We start from the raw sequence: 17,714 nt of genomic DNA, 5'->3' as shown, positions 1-17,714 counted from the left end.
CCTCGCCCGCAAGCGGGCGAGGGTTTTCGATTCTTATTTGACTTTGATGTTCCAACCGTAAAGCCGCTCGCTGGGCAACGGATTGTAATCGATGTTTTTGCTCATGCCGAAATAGAGCTGGTGGCGCCATAAAAACGCCGCCGGCGCCTCCTCGTTGATCACGCTCATCGCCTGGCGCAGGACTCTTTTGCGCTTTTCGACGTCAAACGTCTGCCGCTCCTGCGCCAACAACTCGTCCACTTTCGGATGGGAAAAACCGATGCGCGGCGAGCCGCCGGTCTCGAAATATTGCGCCAGATACGCGCTCGGATCGACGACGCTGCCGCGCCCCATGTAGTAGAACGGCACTTTGCCGGTTTGCACGTTGGCCCACAGCGTCGCCCATTCGGGCGTCATCAGTTTGGTGCGGATGCCGACGGCGGTGAGCATCGGCACCATCGCTTCGGTCAATTGTTTATCGAAAGTGTAGCGGTTGACCGGTGTGAACAGCTCGACATCGAGGCCGTTGGGATAGCCGGCCTGCTTGACGAGCTCTTTGGCTTTTTCCGGATTGTAGGTCTGGCGCGGCTGCAGATTAGGGTCAAACGCGAACATGCCGCTCGCCAGCGGCCCCTCGATGCGATCGGCCTCTCCGCGCAAAATGGTTTTGACGATCGTGTCGCGGTCGATGGCATAGGTCACAGCCTGGCGCAAAAGCTTGTTATCCCACGGCTTGAACTTAGGCATCATCGCCAGAAACATCACTTCTGCGCTGTTGAATTTGGCGATCTTGTGGTTGGCGCTGCGATCCACCCGCTCGCGCATATGCGGCGGCACAAACATGGCGACCTGGATTTCGTTGTTCAGCAACGCAGTGACCCGCTGTTCCGGCTCGCGCATGATGCGAAAAACGATTTCGTCCGGCGCTTGTTTGTGCTGCTTCCACATCGGGTGGCGCGGGTCTTTGCCGATCACCAGGCGTTGGCCGGGAATCAGCTCGCGAAACTTGTATGGCCCGGCGCCGATGGGATATTGCCGGTCGGTCACCTCCGGGCCGTATTTGTCGTAGACAGCTTTGCTGGTGATGATGATGCGATCAAAGAGGTAATCGAGCAACGGCGCGGTGGGTTCTTTAGTGACGACCTTAACCGTATGGCTATCCACGACACTTTCGCTCGCCACCGGCGCAATCAATTGCCTCTGTTTGGTATAGGGATCGTCGCGCGTGCGCCGCAGCGAGTGCACCACGTCTTCGGCCGTCACCGGCGAGCCGTCGTGAAAACGCGCGTCTTTCCGCAGGTAGAAATACCAGGTCTTCGGGTCTTTGGTCTCCCAACGTTCGACCAAGAGACCTACATTCTTACCCTGGGCGAAATCGTAGGTGCCGAGGCAGCCCAGCACCTGACACCACACGCTATACATCAATGAGACGCTCTCACCGTAGGGGTTGAACGTCTCCATCGTCTCGGTGACGCCCACCGAGATGCGCGTTTCCGCACTGAGCTGGCGCGCCGATCCTAACGATATCAAAACGCTTGCCCATACGAATAACGATTGCACTAATCGTGATTTCATAGAACCTCCGTCACATTGGAATTGTTAGTCCTCTTTTCGACAAAAAGCATCAGTGCGGCACTGAGACGATCCGGTTCCCTCGCCCTTTGGGAGAGGGCTAGGGTGAGGGCTGTTCGAAGTGTGGCAGAATCGCGCCACGATGCGCCCTCACCTCAATCCCTTCCCAAAGGGAGTGGAGGTCGGAAATCACTTTGTGCATTCAATCGACACTTGCTCTGCGCAGCTCAAGCGAAAAATCTCCCCTCCGAATCGAAACATACCCGGTTTGTTTTCTCTTGCCGATCTCTTCCATCAGTCGCACCAACGGCTTGCGCCCGTCGAGATATTCCTTCCGCGGCGGCGCCGATTTGAGCGCGTCGACAAACTCCGGTCCCGCATAGTAGCGCAGAATCAACTCTTCGTCCGACAAATGCGCGCCGCCGTACTGGCGCCGCACTTCTTCGAGCGTCGGCTCAGCATGTTTCACCTCGGCCAGCTCGCGCGCCCGTTTGCGATCGAGGATCTTCGCTCTGACCTCGTTATCCATATGCGCGCTGCCTTCGTTGCCCCACTGACCCAGCGCGTATTGGATCACCTGATCGGTCACTTCCTTATAGTGCTCGCCCACCATCACGTTAATCGCCGCCTGGGCACCGACAAACTGCGACAGCGGCGTTACCATGATCGGATAGCCCAACTCAGCGCGCACCAGCGCCGTCTCTTCCAGCACTTCGTCGAGCTTGTCGCCTTTGCCCATGAGTTTCAGTTGATGCAAAAGATTGGAAATCATTCCGCCCGGGATCTGATGGCGATACCACGCCTGGTCGTATTCGCGCGGCGCGCCGATCGGCAAGTTGGCCTGCTGGGCCACCGCCGAGAGATGTTCGCTCACCGGCGGCAGCGCGTCGAGATTCACCAACGGCTTGTAGCCCAAAGCGGTCAAATTATGGGCGACGTTGAACACTGACGGCTGCGACGAGCCGTTGGCCAGCGGCGGGATCGCCGTGTGCACGATGCGAATCCCTTCTTTCACCGCTTCGAGCAGGTTGAACGGCGCGAGACCGTTGTTGCAGTGGGCGTGGAATTCAATGGGAATGTCGCCGGTGTGCCGCTTGATCAATCGCACCAAGTCGCGCGTGCGCTCGGGCGTGAGCATGCCGCCAACATCTTTGAAGCAGATGCGATAGGGCTTGATCGCCGCGGCGTCCTTGGCTTTCTGTTCGTAGTACGCGTCGGTGTGGCGTGGTGAGATCGAATAGATTAAGTTGACCACCGCCTCCATGCCCAGCTCGCGCAGCTCCTTGGTCTCATGGGCGAGCTCATCGAAATCGTTCCAGAAGCTCGACGTGCGGGTGAGGTCGACACCGTATTTGGCGACCGTCTTGATCACCAGCTTGCGAATGCACTCCGGAATAAACTCAAAGCCGCTGTGGATGCCACCGTGATAGCGCAGCCGGGTTTTCTTGATTTCTTTCGTGCCCAATCGCAGCCAATCCCACGGATCTTCCTTGTGCTCGCGGACAAATTTCTTGAAGCGCTGCTGCAAGAAAAATTCCATGGAGTCGAAACCGGCTTCGTCCAAATGGCGCAGCGTCGGCAGCATCATGCCCGTGGTCATGCCATAAGCCCACAGACTGATGTCGCCGTCGCGCAGCGTAGTATCGACTATGTGAATTTCTTCCATTGGACTGGCGGCACTTCAATTGTCTGTATCAACAGTGCCTCTTGGCACTACGGATTCCGAAAATTTTCAATTTTCCATTTTCAATTTTCAATTATTTCCAAAGCTGCTTATAAAAACCCTGCCCATCCAACTCTTTGACGAACCGATCATCGTAGAAGCTCTCTGGCTTGGCGTCCTTCGCTTTAGGATTACGCACCGCGGCCTGGCTCAAAACCTCCTGCACCGCTTCCTTCGAGTTGTAGGGGATCTTTTCCACATAGTCGAGGGCGTACTGATAGACCGCGTCAATAACTTTGGGATCACTCGTCCGCGCATATTTTCGCACTGCCTTCTTGCCAGCCGCCGGATCGGTGAACAGCCGGTGCACACCCTCGGAGTAGGCGCGAGTCAGCCGGCGCACGAGATCTTCGTTGGCCGCAACGAATGACCGGCGCGCCATCAGAGCATCATGGGGAAAGTAAACGCCTGCCGTCCCCATGTTGAGCAATGACCGCGCGCCCGTTTCCTGTGCGCGCAAATTGGCTGGGCTTGAAAACGGCGCCGCAACGATCGCCTTGGTCTTGAGCATCGCCGCCGCCGCGTTCAAATCGCCGGCTTGAATCATCGTCACGTCACGGTCTGGATTCATCCCATGCTTACGCAACAGATAGCGCATGGTGAAATCGGTGGACGAACCGAAGCGCGTCACCCCCACCGGCTTGCCGCGCAAATCTTCGATGGTTTTGATCTCCGGCAGCGCCATGATGTAAAACGCCGGCACCTTGGCGAGCACACCGAGCATCACCATATCGGCGCCGGAGAGACTGGCATCGACGGCGGCGTTGCCGCCCGCCGCGGCAAACGGCACGTCGCCGCCAAGCATGGCCTGCACCATCTTCGATGCCGAGGTAACCAAAATCATGTCGGCTTGAATGTTGTGCTTGTCAAAGATCCCGGCATCTTCGGCAACCCACAGGCCCGCCTTGATGCCTGTAATCGCGGTGTAGCCAATAACCAGCCTGTCCCTCGCCCAAGTGGAGCGAGATGTGTGAAGCAGCAGGAAGCTGAGGACTAGAGCGCTAAGCAGGAATGGCCGAACCGTTCCGAAAAGTTTCAATTTTGCGTTCTCCGTTTTCAATTAATGAAAAGATCATATACGCCCAATGTCGTAGCATGCAATAATCCATCGATCTTTTAGTCAGTTGCCATCCCCTCCCAAACGTTTGCAGAGCGTCAGGTCGACAACCTCGTCGGTCTTCATCTGGGCCGCTTTGGCGTTCAAGCCGAGATCGGCCATGAACTTCATCACCGAGCGCACCCCCGGCACCGTCGGGCAAATGCTGCGCGGCAACTCTTCGACGAGATCGTTGTACGACAGCTCGATTTTGTCAGGCTTCGAGAGTTTGAGATTCTTCGTCATGATGCCCAAGACAGTCTTCTTGTTGGCCGGGTTGCGAATGTATTGAATCGACTCGACGGTCGCCCGGCCGACCCTTTCGAGCATGATAGGATCGGCTTTCATGATGCGCCGTGTGGTCACCATGCCGCTCGCTTGGAAGGGAATATTGAGCTTGGCCATGTCGAGCAGGATCGGAAAGCCTTGGCTCGCCGCGACGCCGGCCAACTCCGGCGCGATCAACGTTCCCTGGACGTTGCCGGTCTGTAAGGCGGCCAGCCGCAGCGGCTCCTCGCCGATTAAGAGCAGCGTGACGTTATCGCGCTTGGCGTTGAGCCCCATGTGATCCAACGCCGCATGGGTCGCCAGCGAGGCGAGCCCCGCTTGGCTGGCGCCGATGGCGATGCGCTTGCCCTTCAAGTCTTCGGGCCGCTTGATGCTCGGGTGGACAACCAAAATGTAGCGCACGTTGTTCTGATTGCCCATGAACATCACCATGTCGCCGCCCGCCGCCACCGCGTTAGTCACATGGGTCGGCCCGATGAGTCCCACCTGCACTTCACCGGCGAGCATCGCCGGCGCGGCGCGCCCGGCAATGATGAACACCGGTTCGACCTCGACGTTGTGTTTGCGAAACAAGCCGAGATCCCTGGCGACCCAGGTCGAGGTCATGTAGGCGTTGATGGCGCCGTAGGCGAAGATGGTTTTGGCCGGCGTCTCCGCTGCCTGACAAAAGGAAGATAACGAAAGGAGTAGCACCAACGTCGTTGACCGCAGACAGTTCACAATAGCGCGACCACCCATTCTCTGCGCCTTCTGTAGGGGCGACCGCCTGGTCGCCCGCGTTTCATCGCGCCGCATCGAAAATCACATCCCGTACAGACGCGCACAGTTGTCCCATAGAATCTTGCGCCGGCTCGCATCGCCAATGCCCTCAATCTCGAAAAACTCATCTAACGCATGGGGAAAGTGCGCATCGATATGCGGATAATCCGTCGAAATCAGAACCGCGTCATCGCCAATCCGCTTGATCACGTCGGTGACAAGCTCCTCGTCAGGATCCATCGAAATAAAGCATTGCTGCAAGAAATAATCGCTCGGCTTTTTCGACAGCGGCACATCGGCCAACGGGCCGTGCAGCTTGGCGCGCTCATCGAGGCGATAGAGCAGCCAGGGCAGCCAGGCACAGTTGCCTTCGAGAAAAGCGATGCGCAAGTTGGGAAACTTCTCCAGCACGCCGCCGGCGCAAAAGCATGAGATCGCCTGGATCAGCTCCACCGGGTTGCGCAGCGCCAAGGCGATGATGTTAGCGTTCGGATGACCGAAGAATTTGTTCGCCACCTGGTCCTGTTTGGGCCGCGCCGGCGGATGAAAGCACAGTGCGACGCCGAGTTTCTCGATCTCGGCCCAGAGCGGATCGAAATGGCGGTCGTGGATCCGCTTGTCATTGATCGGCTCAGGGCAAAGCGACAAGGCGCGGATGCCAAGCTTATGGACAACCCGGCGCACCTCTTCCACGGCGAGATCGACGTCGTGCAGTGTAATCAATGCCGAGGCTTTGAGGCGCTTGGGATCTTCTTTGCAAAAGTCGGCAATCCAGCTATTCCAAGCTTTGCACAAATCGTTGGCGTATGACGGCTCTAACGTCTCATCGCAGTGCAGGGGCGAGGTGCGGAAGAGCACGGCGACGTCCAACCCTTCCATGTCCATGCCCTGGAGCTGCGACACCGGATCGTAGTCGCGCGCCACGGCGAAAGCGTAACGGTCGGCGACTACTTGTTGGCCGTGGTTAATCACCTCGGTGATCGCCCGCATCTTTTGCCCGCCGCCGATCTTGAACTCCACCCGGCCATGCTTGCCGTTGCGCTGGCCCACCGGAACGCGCGCGCCCCATTTCGGGTCCATGTATTTTTCGTACATGCCGGCGGCATCGTAGACATGCATGTCGCTGTCAAAGGCTTTGAATCCGTTTTTCATTCTTTACTCCTTACTAAGTTTTCTTGGATTTTCGGTTCCGAGTGCAAAGACTGCATCGGCGCGCAACCAAAACGCGAAACCGGCAACCCGAGACTGACACACCATCACTGCATTGTCTGCCCGCCATTCACAGGCAACACTTGGCCGGTGATAAAACTCGCCGCATCCGACGCCAGAAATGCGATGGCGTTCGCGACATCTTCGGAGGTGCCGGCGCGGCCCAACGGCACGCGCTGAATTTGTTTCACCAAATACTCGGGGCTCCGATTCCCCGAGTTGATGGTGCCGGGCACGATCGCATTCACACGCACGCCGAAGGGCGCCATCTGGCGCGCCAGCGAGCGGGTGAAGCTGATGATGCCGCCTTTCGCGGTGGAATAAGCCATAAACTTGGGATCGCCGGGCAGCGCGACGCTGGACGAAACGCTAATAATGCAGCCGCTCCTGCGCGCGCTCATGTGCTTGACCGCCGCGCGTGAGCACCACACCGCGCCCATGAGGTTCAATTGAACGATGCGCTCAATCAGCTCCTCGTCTTCGTCGGCAAAGCTGTCGAACTTCTGTTCGCCCAGGGTACTGCCGGCGTTGTTGACCAGGATGTCGAGCGCGCCGTTTTGCCCAACCGCGTCGCCGATCATCTGCGCAACTGCGCCGCGCGACGTCACGTCGGCAGGACAGGCGATCGCTGCCAAGCCGCGGCTTGATAGCTCGGATGCCGTCTGCCGGGCGGTGCCAGCGTTGACGTCGTTCACAATTACTTTCGCGCCCAGCTCCGCCAGCAACGTCGCCGTCGCTTTGCCGATACCGTGGCCGGCTCCGGTGACCAGGGCGACTTTGTCTTGCAATGCCCGGGCTGCAAAAGCGTTATTCATTTGTAGAGTCCGTCGATGAAGCCCGACTCGTCGAGCTTTTTGACGATGCGATTGTCGTAGAACTCCTCCGGCTTGCGCGCTTTCATATCCGGCTTCGCTTCGAGCGCCTGATCGATCAACGGCTGCAGCGCGTCGTTGATCACATAGGGCTTGCGCGGCACCAGGTCGACCTGGCGCCGGTAGGTGTGCTCGGCGGTCTCCATGTCTTTGCTTCTGGTGTGTTTGAGAAACGATTGCACGGCAAACGGCCGGTCGAGATGAAACCGCGCCACGGCCTGGACGTAGGCGCGGATGAAGCGCTCCAGCGTCGCACCGCGCTGCTCCAGGTTATTCTTACGCACCCAGATGCCGCAGGTCATGAGCGGGCTGCCGACCGTGTTGAAATCGGCTAGCTCGCGCAGGTTGGCTTTGCGCGCCATCAGATCGTAGGGCGGGCTGATCACCGCAGCAGCGGCGCGCTGATTAAGCACCGACATGTAACGGGCCTGTTGATCGGCCTGGTAGATATACTGCAAATCATTGACCTTCATGCCGTTTCGCTGCAGCAGGTCGCGCAGCACCAGATCGCCGCTTTGCCCGGTGCCGGTAGTAATCACTTTGCCCCTGAGATCCTTGATCGTGCGCACGGTCGGGTCGGAGGTCACCAGCGTAAACGGCGGCCGGCCGCAGCGGCCGATGAGCACGATCGCCGCGCCGCTGCCGACCAGAGAAACACCCGCCGCGCTGCCGCCCGCGGAAACGAACAGATCACCGGAGATGAGGCCTGCCATGGTGACACCGGAGCCGCCGGTCATCACGGCTTGGACGTCAAGGTCGTTCTGTTTGAAATAGCCGCCGTCGATGGCCACCCAGAACGGCCAGAGACCGCTCCCCTGGGCATAGCCGAGATTGAGTTTTTCCGCGCCGTGGAGCACCGGCGCCCAGAGGAGCGCGGCGAGTAATAGATTGGCACCCACCCATCGATGGAGAATCATCGCCCCTCCCGAACAACGAGTTACCATGAAAACTTGTTCGCCTTGGCCATTTGAATGTAATCGGCAATCGCCGCTTCGAAGGAATACTTATGCCGATAACCAAAATCTTCCGTCAAGCGCATTTTCTCCCAAGCGCGTCTGGGCGGTTTTTCCACCGGCCACTCTTGGCCGAAGGCGCCATTCATATCGAGCTCGATCTGCGCTCCTGGAATCAACTTGCGCACGATCTCGGCCGCCCGGGCTTTACTGCGCGGTTCGGTGACGACATCGTAAACCCGATGCGGCAGCTTGGGCGCCATCAGCACGGTCATGATGATCGTGACCAAGTCTTTGATATAAACCACCGAACCTTCTTTGGCGGCGTACGGAATGCGCACCGGCAGCCCGGCCAGCGGCTTCTCGAAAATATCGACGATCCACGGGCCGCGATCCGAAATAAACTTGCGCTGCCCTCTGCCCCAGCCCAGCACCAGTGAAAAGCGCAGTGCCACGAAGTCGACGCCGAAGCGTTCGTGATAATGCATGCCAAGGTACTCGTTCATCGCCTTGCAGGCGCCGTACAGAGTATCGGGATTGGCCAGGCTGTCCTCATTGACCCATTCGCCGCGGTCGGGCCCGTAGTAGTGGCCCGAGCTCGACTGCACGACTCGCCTGACCCCGAAATGGCGCGCCGCTTCGAGAATATTGAGCTGGGTGTGCAAGTTGATATCGACGCCGCGCGGCGGATTGTTCTCGAACTCCGGCAGGTAGGACGTGACCAAGTTGATGATCCGGTCGGGCTTCTGCCGCGCCACCGCGCTATCGACTTCGGCGGCGTACTCGCCATGGCAGTACTCGAACTTGAGCTTGCCCATGACATCGCGCAGCGGCGGCATCGGCGGATCGGGCATGCTGATGTCGAGGGCGACGACGTCCTCGCCCTCGTCCATCAATTTGCGCACCACGTGGGAACCGACAAACCCGGCGCCGCCGAAGACCAGTGTGCTCATAAGTTCCTCATCGTCGATAAAGCCGGTCGACAAAGCCGCTGTCGTCCAACTCTTTGGCAAAGCGCATATCGACAAAGTCCTCAGGCTTGGCCGTCTTCGCCTTGGGTTCCCGCTCTGCCAGGGTCTCCAGTATCGTCTTGAGGCCTTCCAAAGTCGGATACTGCTTCGGGGGCAGAATCTTATCGCTGCCGACAATCTGATCGTAGGTTTTGTCGAACACATCGCGGTCCTTGAGACCGGAAAAATATTTCATCAGCACTTTGATCGTCGTCTCGCGATCGGTTTTCATCCGGTGCACGGTCTCGATTTGCGCGCGCATGTAGCGCCGCACGATGTCGGGATTCTTCTCGATAAAGCGGCGCGTGGTGGCTACACCGGCAACCTGGTATGGCAAGCCGAGCGCGGCCACGTCGGCCAAGACATTGTAGCCGCGCTTCTGCATGGAAAAGCTGCCGGGCGGAATCAAAACCGTCGCCTGCGCGCGGCCCGATTCCACGGCGAGGATGCGATCGGGCGGCGCGCCGATGGCGAGCATCGACACATCTTTGAGCGGCGTCAGACCGATCTTTTGCAGCGCGAAACGCGCTACGTAGTCGGTCAAAGAGCCGATCGCGCCGACCGCGACGTTGCCGCCCTTCAACTGTTGCGGCGTCTTGATCTCCGGCCGGCTCACCAGCCAATGATTGAGCGCCACCACACCGCCGCCGACCATCACTGTGTCCGACCCCTGCAAGTTGCTCGATACGATCCCCGGCCCGGCGGCCTGAGCGATCGGCGTATCGCCGGAGAGCAGCCCCATGGCCGACATCGCTGCGCGAATATAGATCATCTGCACATCGAGGCCATTCTTGGCGAAAATGCCGCTTTCCTTCCCGACCCAGAGCGGCAGCTGGTCCGTGCTAATGGAGCTGTAACTAACGTTGATCTTGGTGAGCTGCGCCTGCGCGGACGCCACCGTGGCTGCGACACAGAGCATCGAGAATAGCGCAACTCGGAGCGCGCGCATCTTCACTACCACTTAAACTGACCGTCCTGGGCCATGCGGATGTAGTCGGTGATCGCGGCTTCGTAGGAATACTTTTCGCGAAACCCGAAGTCCCGCGTCAGTAGCGGGTTCTGCCAGGCGCGCTCGGTCATCCGTTCCGGCGGCCGCTCTACGCCGAAAGCGCCGTGCAAGTCGATCTCGATCTTGGCGTCCGGGAGTAGTTTTTTCACAATCGCTGCCGCTTCGGCTTTGCTGCGCGGCTCCGTCACCACGTCGTAAACCCGATGGGGCAATTTGTCGGCACGCAGAACAGTGAGCAAAACGGTGACGAGATCTTTCACATAGATGATCGAGCCCTTCGACGAGGCGAACGGCACCCTGACAGGCAAACCGGCCAACGGTCGCTCAAACAGCTCGACGATCCACGGTCCACGATGCGAGAGCACCTTACGCTGCCCGCGCCCCCAGCCAAGCACCAGGCAAAAACGCAGAGCCACGTGATCGATGCGGAAATGCTCGTGATAATGCTGCCCAAGATACTCATTCATCGCCTTGCAAGCGCCATAGAGCGTATCGGGTCGCGGTAGGCTCTCTTCATCGACCACATCCGGTCGGCCCGCGCCATAGACGTGGCTCGAGCTCGACTGGATCACGCGCTGGATGCCGAAATTGCGCGCCGCTTCGAGAATATTGAGCTGGGTGTGCAAGTTGATATCGACGCCGCGCGGCGGATTGTTCTCAAAGTCGGGAGAATAGGAAGTGACTAGATTGATCACCCGATCGGCTTTGTGCCGGCGCACCGCGTCGTTGACCTCGGCAGCGTACTCGCTATGGCAAATCTCGAATTTGAGCGTGCCCATGACATCGCGCAGCGGCGGCATCGGCGGATCGGGCATGCCGATATCGAGCGCAACGACGTCCTCACCCTCGTCCATCAACTTGCGCACGACATGGGAACCGACGAAACCGGCGCCGCCGAAAACTAGTGTGCTCATGGATTCAACCCATACAAACGCGCGCAGTTGTCCCAGAGAATTTTCTGCTGCGACACTTGATCTAATCCTTTGATCGCCAAGAAACTATTGAGCGCGTGCGGCCACTTGGAATCGATGTGCGGATAGTCGGTGGGCCATTCGCCGCGGGGAATCCGGTCGCCCCACTTCTTATCCATGTAATTTAGATAGAGATCCGGCGGATCATAGACATGCATGTCGCTATCGAGGGCCATCATGCCGTTTTTCATCCAATTTCCTTTGCGCCTTTGCGTCTTTGCGGGAGAAATTCCGAATCACATTGTCCGCTTCAAGTCTTCTATGTAATCGCGGAAGCCCTGCTCCATGGAATATTGCGGCTCCCAGCCCAAATATTTCTTCGCGCGGGAAATATCCAAGTGCTGCGTGCGCGACACCGGCGGGGTGCCGGGAATGATCTCTACCGAGCACTTGGGCAAGAGCTTCTTGACGATATCGACGATCTCTTGGAAATAGGTCACTTTGCCTTCGGCGATGTTGAAAATATTCTGCTCCGGCATCGGCACCGTCGCGGCTAGATCCACGGCGCGGCCGATGTCTTTGCAGTAGATGTATTCAAACGCCATAGTCTGCTCCTGCGGAATTTTGGCGACTTCGCCCTTCAGGCCGCTGACCAGCAACGCTTGAATCTTCTCGCCGCCGCCCGAGCCTGACCAGAAATGGCCGAGGCCGTAGACGTTGGCCGGACGAATCACCATCAGCTCGAACTTGTGCATGTTGCGGTAGGACTCCAACAGCAGCTCTTTAGCAACTTTGGAGTTGCCATAAGGAACGCCGCTGCCGCGGTAGAAATCTTCAGTGATCGGCGCCGGCGCCGGGTGGCGCCAGTCGTAGACGCCAAAGGTGCTGATGTGCACCAGACGCCTGACGCCGGTGAGGCGCACCGCTTCGGCGACGTTCATCGTGCCGACAACATTGATGTGAAAACCGGTATAGAGTGAATCGGCCACCCGCGGACCGATCAAACCCGCCGTGTGCAATACCGTCTCGGCTTTAAAATCCTTGATCGCCTGAATGATCGCCGGCAAGTCGCGCACATCTTTTTGAACCACTTCAAAGTTGCCTTTGCCGAGCTTCATATCAAGAAAGTCGCGCCGCGGCTGCGGGTCGAAATAGACCAATTTTTCGCCGCGCTTAAGTGCGACTTGTCCAAAGGATGTGCCGACCAGGCCGGCGCCGGTTACCAAGGTTGTGCCCATGACTCCTCCCAGATCGATTGCAAATTGCTAGTCGTTTCCCACTGCGTACAAACGCACACAGTTGTCCCACAATATCTTGCGCCGGCTTGTTTCGCTCAGGTCTTCGATCTCAAAAAACTCATCCAGCGCATGGGGAAAGTGGGCATCGATATGCGGGTAGTCGGTGGAGATCAAGATATTGTCGTCGCCGATGCGCTGGACCACGTCGGTGACCAGAGATTCATCGGGATCGACGGAAATAAAGCATTGCTTGAAAAAATAATCGCTCGGTTTCTTCGACAGCGGCACGTCGGCCAGCGGCCCGTGCAGCTTGGCGCGCTCGTCGAGCCGATAGAGCAGCCACGGCAGCCAAGCGCAATTGCCTTCGAGGAAGGCGACCCGCAGTTTGGGAAATTTCTCCAACACGCCGCCGGCGCAGAACTCCGACACGGCGAGGATCAACTCCACCGGATTGCGCAGCGCCATAGCGACGATGCTGCCGTTGGGATGGGAAAAAAATTTGTTAGCGACCTGGTCCTGCTTCGGCGCCGCCGGCGGATGGAAGCAAAGCGCGACGCCTAACTTTTCGATCTCCGCCCAGAGCGGGTCGAAGTGGCGATCGTGGATGAACTTGCCGTTGATCGGCTCCGGGCAAAGCGACAGGCCGGCCACGCCCAACTCGTTCACCGCGCGGCGGACTTCGTCGATGGCAAGATCGACATCGTGCAGCGTGATCAGCGCCGAAGCTTTGAGCCGCTTGGGACTGACCCGGCAGAAATCGGCGATCCAGCTATTCCAGGCTTTGCAGAGATCGTTGGCGTACTCGGGCTCAAACGTTTCATCGCAATGCAGCGGCGAGGTGCGAAACAGCACCGCGGCATCGAGGCCTTCCATATCCATCGCCTGCACCTGCGACACCGCGTCGTAGCCGCGCGCCAAGGCAAAGCCGTAGCGCTGCTCGACCCGCTTTTCCGATTCATCGAGCAACCGATCGCGCGGCCTAAGCTTGGCGCCACCGCCGATTCTGAACTGCGGCCGGCCATGTTGCGACCAGCCTTCGGCCACCGGCACCCGATCGCCCCAGCGGGGATTCATATATTTCGTGTAGAGATCGGGGTGATCGTAAACATGCATGTCGCTGTCAAAGGTCTTAAAGCCGTGTTTCATAGTGCACCCGTTCGGATGACACTCACCACGAAGACACGAAGATCACGAAGGTAAGAGAAGAGAAGAGAAGAAAAGAACAATTTCTTTATCCGAACTTCGTGTCCTTCATGTCTTCGTGGTGAGTGGTTTTTTTTCCCAAACTTTGCGTTCTCTGCGCTCTTTGCGCGAGGCAATCCGAATTTATTTTGCGCCTTCTGCGCTTTTTGCGGTTAAATCATCCGATCCCGATTTCCTACTTCGCGCGAAAGTACTGCGGCGGTACTTTGTTCAAGCACTTGGCGCCGCTCTCCGTGATCGCGTAGCTGTCACCCAGGAACAAACTGCGCGTGTGCGCTTTGTCGATCAGGTGCACTTGCAAAGTGAACATCATGCCTGGCTTATAAGTCAGCTTGCCATCGGCTTCGAACAAAAACCGGTCCTCGCTGCTCTGCACCCGGTCATAGCCGATCTGCGGCTCGTGGCGCGGGTTGGCGCCGAGCATGCCCTGGAGAAAACCGCCGTAGTACTCATAGCCCGAGTCGAGCACTACCCTCCCCGCATTGAGCGAATCCTCGCTGGTCCTCCCCACTCGCAGCGTCGGCTCGATCCGCTTGTAAGCTTCCAGCGCCAGCTCGAACATCTCTTCGAACCATTTCGGCGGCGCGCCGGTGATGATCGGCTTGCCGGTTTGCGATTCGTAGCCGTTGTGAAAAATACCGATCTCGTTGTTGATGAAATCACGCGGGCCGATCACGCGCTCGACCGGGCGCGGCCGCTGGTCGTTGATATCGGGATCGTCCATCGGCGACGAGCCCAACTGAATCATGCCCATCTCGCCGCCGGCTTTCATGGCCGCCTCGTGCGCGATGCCAAATAGCTCGCCTTCGGTCATTCCGGGCTTCACCCGCTCGGCCATGGCAAGAATCGTCGCGTCGCCGTACTCGGCTGATTTCTCCAGCGCGTCGATCTCCTCCTGGCTCTTGAGCAATCGCACCGCGACGAACTCTTTGGTGACGATGACGAATTCGGCCTGCGGCAAATTCTTGGTGAAAAACTCCCAATGGTTGTGCGGTATCGATACATAGGGATCGTACTCGACGATGCCAACGCGGCCCTTATCGTAGCCTTTGTCTTTGATCTCGTTGACGATGGAGCCGAGCACGCTAGGTTGGCCAACAATGATGTTGCGCAATGCCGAGCGCGCCAGCATGCCGCCGGCTAGAGAATGGCCAGGGCGCGTCACGACTGCCGGGTCGCCTTCTTTGGGAATGAAACAATAGTTGGCCTGCTCCGCTTTGCCCATCATGTTGGTGACGTAACGGAAATTGAACCAGAGCCGTCCGTAGGCCGCCGAGCCGCCGACGACCAGCAAACAATCGAGGTTCTTTTCCTTCATCATCGCGCGGATGTTGCGATAACGGCGCTCGTACTCCGCCTTGGAAAAGCGCGGGTAAGGAAAGCGCTTGTGCATGCGTTCGAGTTCTTCTTCAGCCAGCAGCATTGTTCTCCTCGTGAATCGCCGTTGCGTGTTATCGTCATGCCGGCGTAGGCCGGCATCCAGGTTCGTCATTTCTTCGGCAACAATATTTCGGCCAACTTGGCCATCACTGGCCCGGGAATGCGTTTGAACCCGGCAATTGTCGCAGCTAGATCTTCGCCACCTATGGGATCGACATCCTGTTGCGCCGCCTTCGCATCAGCGAGAAACGCCGGGTCTTTCAACGTCGCAGCGACCGCATTTCGCAGCGTTTGCACTTTGTCCTTCGGCGTTCCTGGCGGCGCGGAATAGGCCAGCGTGATCGCATTCAGATCGTGGATACCGACTTCGATGAGCTGTTTGGCGTCCTCAGTCTTGGCGTAGCTAATCGCCAGCGGCACGTGTGTCAATTCAGGAATCGATTTCCGATTGGTTTGCAGCACAACGTGCACATCCCCGGCCTCATACTGCCGGCGCCAACTGCTTTTCAAGCCTTGCCAGCTGGTACACTGTCCCGCCAACTCCCCCGCTTCGGCCGCCATCGTGATATCAGCAGTACCTTTGTAGCCCTGGACCAATTGAATCGGCAGATTCAGCGCCGCTTTGAGGATCGACGAAATATCGTCAGGCCGCGTCCCGGGCACCTGCCCGCCCATCTTCACCGGGGTCTTGGACGCATACCATTTGTCCATAGAGTTGATGCCGCTAGCTTTGGTGAAAGCGCACAGCATCGTCTGCTGCACCGGCACGCCGATCCATTCGAACTTAAGCGGATCGAACTCCAAACCGGGGCCACCCATGAACTTTTGCAGCGCCAGGCTGCCGACCCACACGCCGATGGTGAGCCCATCCGGTTTGGAACGATTGTAGAGATGATTAGCCGCGATCACCGTACCCGCGCCGGGCATGTTTTGCACGACGACGATCGGATTCCCGGGGATGTGGCGTCCAAGATGGCGCGCGACAATGCGCGTCATCGTGTCGAAGCCACCGCCCGGCGGCGCGCCGACGAGAAAGGTGACCTGTTTGCCTTTGTAGTAGGACTCTTGAGCGGAGGCGACACCGCACGAGAGCAAAAGAACGACGAGAACGAGTCTAAACGCTGACCGACTGTCCATGACGCAGCCTCCACAACCGATCGTCACAGGTAAATCACAGCCAACGGATGGGAATCAAGATCAAAACACTCGGGCGGTTTAACCACAAAGAGCCCAGAGGGCACAAAATGGGGAGAGGACTAGTTTGATGCTAAACATGGAGAGCCACCTTCCAACTTGCCGGCATTCTCCCGACGATGAAAATTCGGAGGGCGGGTTTGAAACCCGCCCCTATGTCGGATTCTATTTTGCGCTTTTTGTGGCCACTCTTATCTCGGCTTTATTCCCAACTCTTTCTGCGCTTCGCGCAGCGGGCCGAACTCTGCCACTTCTGAGATCGCTACGGCACGGGTGATTTTGCTCGACTCTCGCCCCTGATCGATCACCAACTTCAATCCGTCCTGCGACATGTTGCCATCCTCGGTGAAGATCTTCCAAGTCGAGTCATAAGTCGCTTCAGCGCTCTCACGGTCGGTGCGGCTCCATTTCATCAGCGTCTGCACGGCGCCTTCACGGTTTTGGCGCACGTAGCGGCTCGAGCGAATAAACGCTTTGATCATCCGCTTCACTTCATCGGGACGCTCCTTTAAGCGCTTGAGATTGGTCCCCAAGCCGCTAAAAGGCATTTGAAACGCTTCATGCGCGCGCGCCACGACGTTGAAGCCCTGTTTGACACCTTCTGAGTCGGCCGGCGGCGAGAGCACAACAACGTCGGCGATGCCTTCTTTTAACGCCGCGAAGCGCGCCCCCGTCGAGCCCAAGGGCACCACTTTCATTTCTTTGTCCGGATCGATACCGCCCTGGCGAATCATCATCTTGGCCGCCACTTCGGCGGTTGCGCCGAAGGTACTGACGCCGAGGGTTCGCCCCTTGAGCTCTTTCACCGATTTGAATTGCGGCCGCGCCAACAGCACATGGGTCGAGCTGTCCATGAAATTAGCCACCACCCGCATCGGCAAACCAACCATCGCACCGCGAATCACCGAGGCAAATACCATGGAATAATCAATGTCACCGGAGGCCAAGGCGTTGATCGACACGTTGGCAATCATCCGGATCACTTCGACATCGAGGCCTTCGTCTTTGAAGAATCCGCGCTGCTGCGCGATACCGGCGTTCAAGAACGAAACGTCGATCGAAGAGATCGATAACTTGATCTTCTCCGCTGCCGCGCCTTGCCCAAAACTGATGCCCAACAAGACACATACGAGTGCAAATCTCTTCATCCCAAGCCCCCTGCCCCTAAACCTTATATCTGACCGCGAGATCATGAAGGTAAAGAGAAAAGAATCAAAAAGTCTTCTCCGAACCTCGTGTGCTTCGCGCCTTCGTGGTGCAATTCTCCTCTTCAAATTTAGGCAACCCTTATCAGTGAGCCGCAACGTTTAAAAGCGCT

Annotated in this window: 16 protein-coding genes; all 16 read right to left on the bottom strand. The window is 58.1% G+C overall.

Features of this window, described 5'->3' with window-relative positions:
• Positions 1-33: 33 nt before the first annotated feature.
• Positions 34-1,554 carry a peptide ABC transporter substrate-binding protein gene (locus FJ145_11240; GenBank protein ID MBM4261988.1) on the bottom strand — a complete coding sequence of 507 codons (1,521 nt, stop codon included), beginning with the start codon at positions 1,552-1,554 and terminating at the stop codon, positions 34-36.
• 199 nt (positions 1,555-1,753) lie between these two features.
• Complete coding sequence (locus FJ145_11235) at positions 1,754-3,217, bottom strand: biotin carboxyl carrier protein (protein ID MBM4261987.1); 1,464 nt, start codon at positions 3,215-3,217, stop codon at positions 1,754-1,756.
• Between the two features lie 91 nt (positions 3,218-3,308).
• Positions 3,309-4,334, bottom strand: a complete 1,026-nt coding sequence (locus FJ145_11230; protein ID MBM4261986.1) for an ABC transporter substrate-binding protein — start codon at positions 4,332-4,334, stop codon at positions 3,309-3,311.
• 60 nt (positions 4,335-4,394) lie between these two features.
• Positions 4,395-5,453, bottom strand: coding sequence for a hypothetical protein (locus tag FJ145_11225; GenBank protein ID MBM4261985.1), 1,059 nt, complete (start codon positions 5,451-5,453; stop codon positions 4,395-4,397).
• A gap of 6 nt (positions 5,454-5,459) precedes the next feature.
• Complete coding sequence (locus FJ145_11220) at positions 5,460-6,569, bottom strand: amidohydrolase (protein MBM4261984.1); 1,110 nt, start codon at positions 6,567-6,569, stop codon at positions 5,460-5,462.
• A gap of 104 nt (positions 6,570-6,673) precedes the next feature.
• The gene (locus FJ145_11215; GenBank protein ID MBM4261983.1) at positions 6,674-7,441 is read right to left on the bottom strand and encodes an SDR family oxidoreductase; all 768 of its coding nucleotides are present in this window, start codon (positions 7,439-7,441) and stop codon (positions 6,674-6,676) included.
• The gene (locus FJ145_11210; GenBank protein ID MBM4261982.1) at positions 7,438-8,442 is read right to left on the bottom strand and encodes an ABC transporter substrate-binding protein; all 1,005 of its coding nucleotides are present in this window, start codon (positions 8,440-8,442) and stop codon (positions 7,438-7,440) included. Before FJ145_11210 ends, FJ145_11215 begins: the two co-directional genes overlap by 4 nt.
• The gene (locus FJ145_11205) at positions 8,436-9,626 is read right to left on the bottom strand and encodes an NAD(P)-dependent oxidoreductase (GenBank protein ID MBM4261981.1); all 1,191 of its coding nucleotides are present in this window, start codon (positions 9,624-9,626) and stop codon (positions 8,436-8,438) included. Before FJ145_11205 ends, FJ145_11210 begins: the two co-directional genes overlap by 7 nt.
• Positions 9,412-10,410, bottom strand: coding sequence for an ABC transporter substrate-binding protein (locus FJ145_11200; protein MBM4261980.1), 999 nt, complete (start codon positions 10,408-10,410; stop codon positions 9,412-9,414). Before FJ145_11200 ends, FJ145_11205 begins: the two co-directional genes overlap by 215 nt.
• A gap of 5 nt (positions 10,411-10,415) precedes the next feature.
• On the bottom strand, positions 10,416-11,384 hold the full coding sequence (locus FJ145_11195; GenBank protein ID MBM4261979.1) for an NAD(P)-dependent oxidoreductase: 969 nt from the start codon (positions 11,382-11,384) through the stop codon (positions 10,416-10,418).
• Positions 11,381-11,632, bottom strand: coding sequence for a hypothetical protein (locus FJ145_11190; protein ID MBM4261978.1), 252 nt, complete (start codon positions 11,630-11,632; stop codon positions 11,381-11,383). The genes FJ145_11195 and FJ145_11190 overlap by 4 nt, the downstream gene beginning before the upstream one ends.
• 45 nt (positions 11,633-11,677) lie before the next feature.
• Positions 11,678-12,619, bottom strand: coding sequence for an NAD(P)-dependent oxidoreductase (locus FJ145_11185; GenBank protein ID MBM4261977.1), 942 nt, complete (start codon positions 12,617-12,619; stop codon positions 11,678-11,680).
• A 27-nt stretch (positions 12,620-12,646) separates the two neighbouring features.
• Entirely contained in the window at positions 12,647-13,765 is a 1,119-nt protein-coding gene (locus FJ145_11180) for an amidohydrolase (GenBank protein ID MBM4261976.1), read from the bottom strand.
• Between the two features lie 232 nt (positions 13,766-13,997).
• On the bottom strand, positions 13,998-15,314 hold the full coding sequence (locus FJ145_11175) for an aminopeptidase P family protein (GenBank protein ID MBM4261975.1): 1,317 nt from the start codon (positions 15,312-15,314) through the stop codon (positions 13,998-14,000).
• A complete protein-coding gene (locus tag FJ145_11170) occupies positions 15,311-16,339 on the bottom strand; it encodes a hypothetical protein (GenBank protein MBM4261974.1) in 1,029 nt (342 codons plus the stop codon). Before FJ145_11170 ends, FJ145_11175 begins: the two co-directional genes overlap by 4 nt.
• Positions 16,340-16,587: 248 nt before the next feature.
• Positions 16,588-17,589 carry an ABC transporter substrate-binding protein gene (locus tag FJ145_11165; GenBank protein MBM4261973.1) on the bottom strand — a complete coding sequence of 334 codons (1,002 nt, stop codon included), beginning with the start codon at positions 17,587-17,589 and terminating at the stop codon, positions 16,588-16,590.
• Between the last annotated feature and the right edge of the window lie 125 nt (positions 17,590-17,714).

Source organism: Deltaproteobacteria bacterium (genome assembly GCA_016874755.1).
GTDB lineage: Bacteria > Desulfobacterota > Binatia > UBA9968 > UBA9968 > DP-20.
The sequence above is the reverse complement of the archived record's forward strand: the minus strand, read 5'-3'. Positions and strand labels throughout refer to the sequence as shown.

Coding starts and splice junctions, on each gene's coding strand:
- FJ145_11240 (MBM4261988.1), bottom strand. CDS start 1,554: ATGAAATCACGATTAGTGCAATCGTTATTCGTATGGGCAAGCGTTTTG.
- FJ145_11235 (MBM4261987.1), bottom strand. CDS start 3,217: ATGGAAGAAATTCACATAGTCGATACTACGCTGCGCGACGGCGACATC.
- FJ145_11225 (MBM4261985.1), bottom strand. CDS start 5,453: ATGCGGCGCGATGAAACGCGGGCGACCAGGCGGTCGCCCCTACAGAAG.
- FJ145_11220 (MBM4261984.1), bottom strand. CDS start 6,569: ATGAAAAACGGATTCAAAGCCTTTGACAGCGACATGCATGTCTACGAT.
- FJ145_11215 (MBM4261983.1), bottom strand. CDS start 7,441: ATGAATAACGCTTTTGCAGCCCGGGCATTGCAAGACAAAGTCGCCCTG.
- FJ145_11210 (MBM4261982.1), bottom strand. CDS start 8,442: ATGGTAACTCGTTGTTCGGGAGGGGCGATGATTCTCCATCGATGGGTG.
- FJ145_11205 (MBM4261981.1), bottom strand. CDS start 9,626: ATGTGTTCGACAAAACCTACGATCAGATTGTCGGCAGCGATAAGATTC.
- FJ145_11200 (MBM4261980.1), bottom strand. CDS start 10,410: ATGCGCGCGCTCCGAGTTGCGCTATTCTCGATGCTCTGTGTCGCAGCC.
- FJ145_11195 (MBM4261979.1), bottom strand. CDS start 11,384: ATGAGCACACTAGTTTTCGGCGGCGCCGGTTTCGTCGGTTCCCATGTC.
- FJ145_11190 (MBM4261978.1), bottom strand. CDS start 11,632: ATGAAAAACGGCATGATGGCCCTCGATAGCGACATGCATGTCTATGAT.
- FJ145_11185 (MBM4261977.1), bottom strand. CDS start 12,619: ATGGGCACAACCTTGGTAACCGGCGCCGGCCTGGTCGGCACATCCTTT.
- FJ145_11180 (MBM4261976.1), bottom strand. CDS start 13,765: ATGAAACACGGCTTTAAGACCTTTGACAGCGACATGCATGTTTACGAT.
- FJ145_11175 (MBM4261975.1), bottom strand. CDS start 15,314: ATGACGAACCTGGATGCCGGCCTACGCCGGCATGACGATAACACGCAA.
- FJ145_11170 (MBM4261974.1), bottom strand. CDS start 16,339: ATGGACAGTCGGTCAGCGTTTAGACTCGTTCTCGTCGTTCTTTTGCTC.
- FJ145_11165 (MBM4261973.1), bottom strand. CDS start 17,589: ATGATCTCGCGGTCAGATATAAGGTTTAGGGGCAGGGGGCTTGGGATG.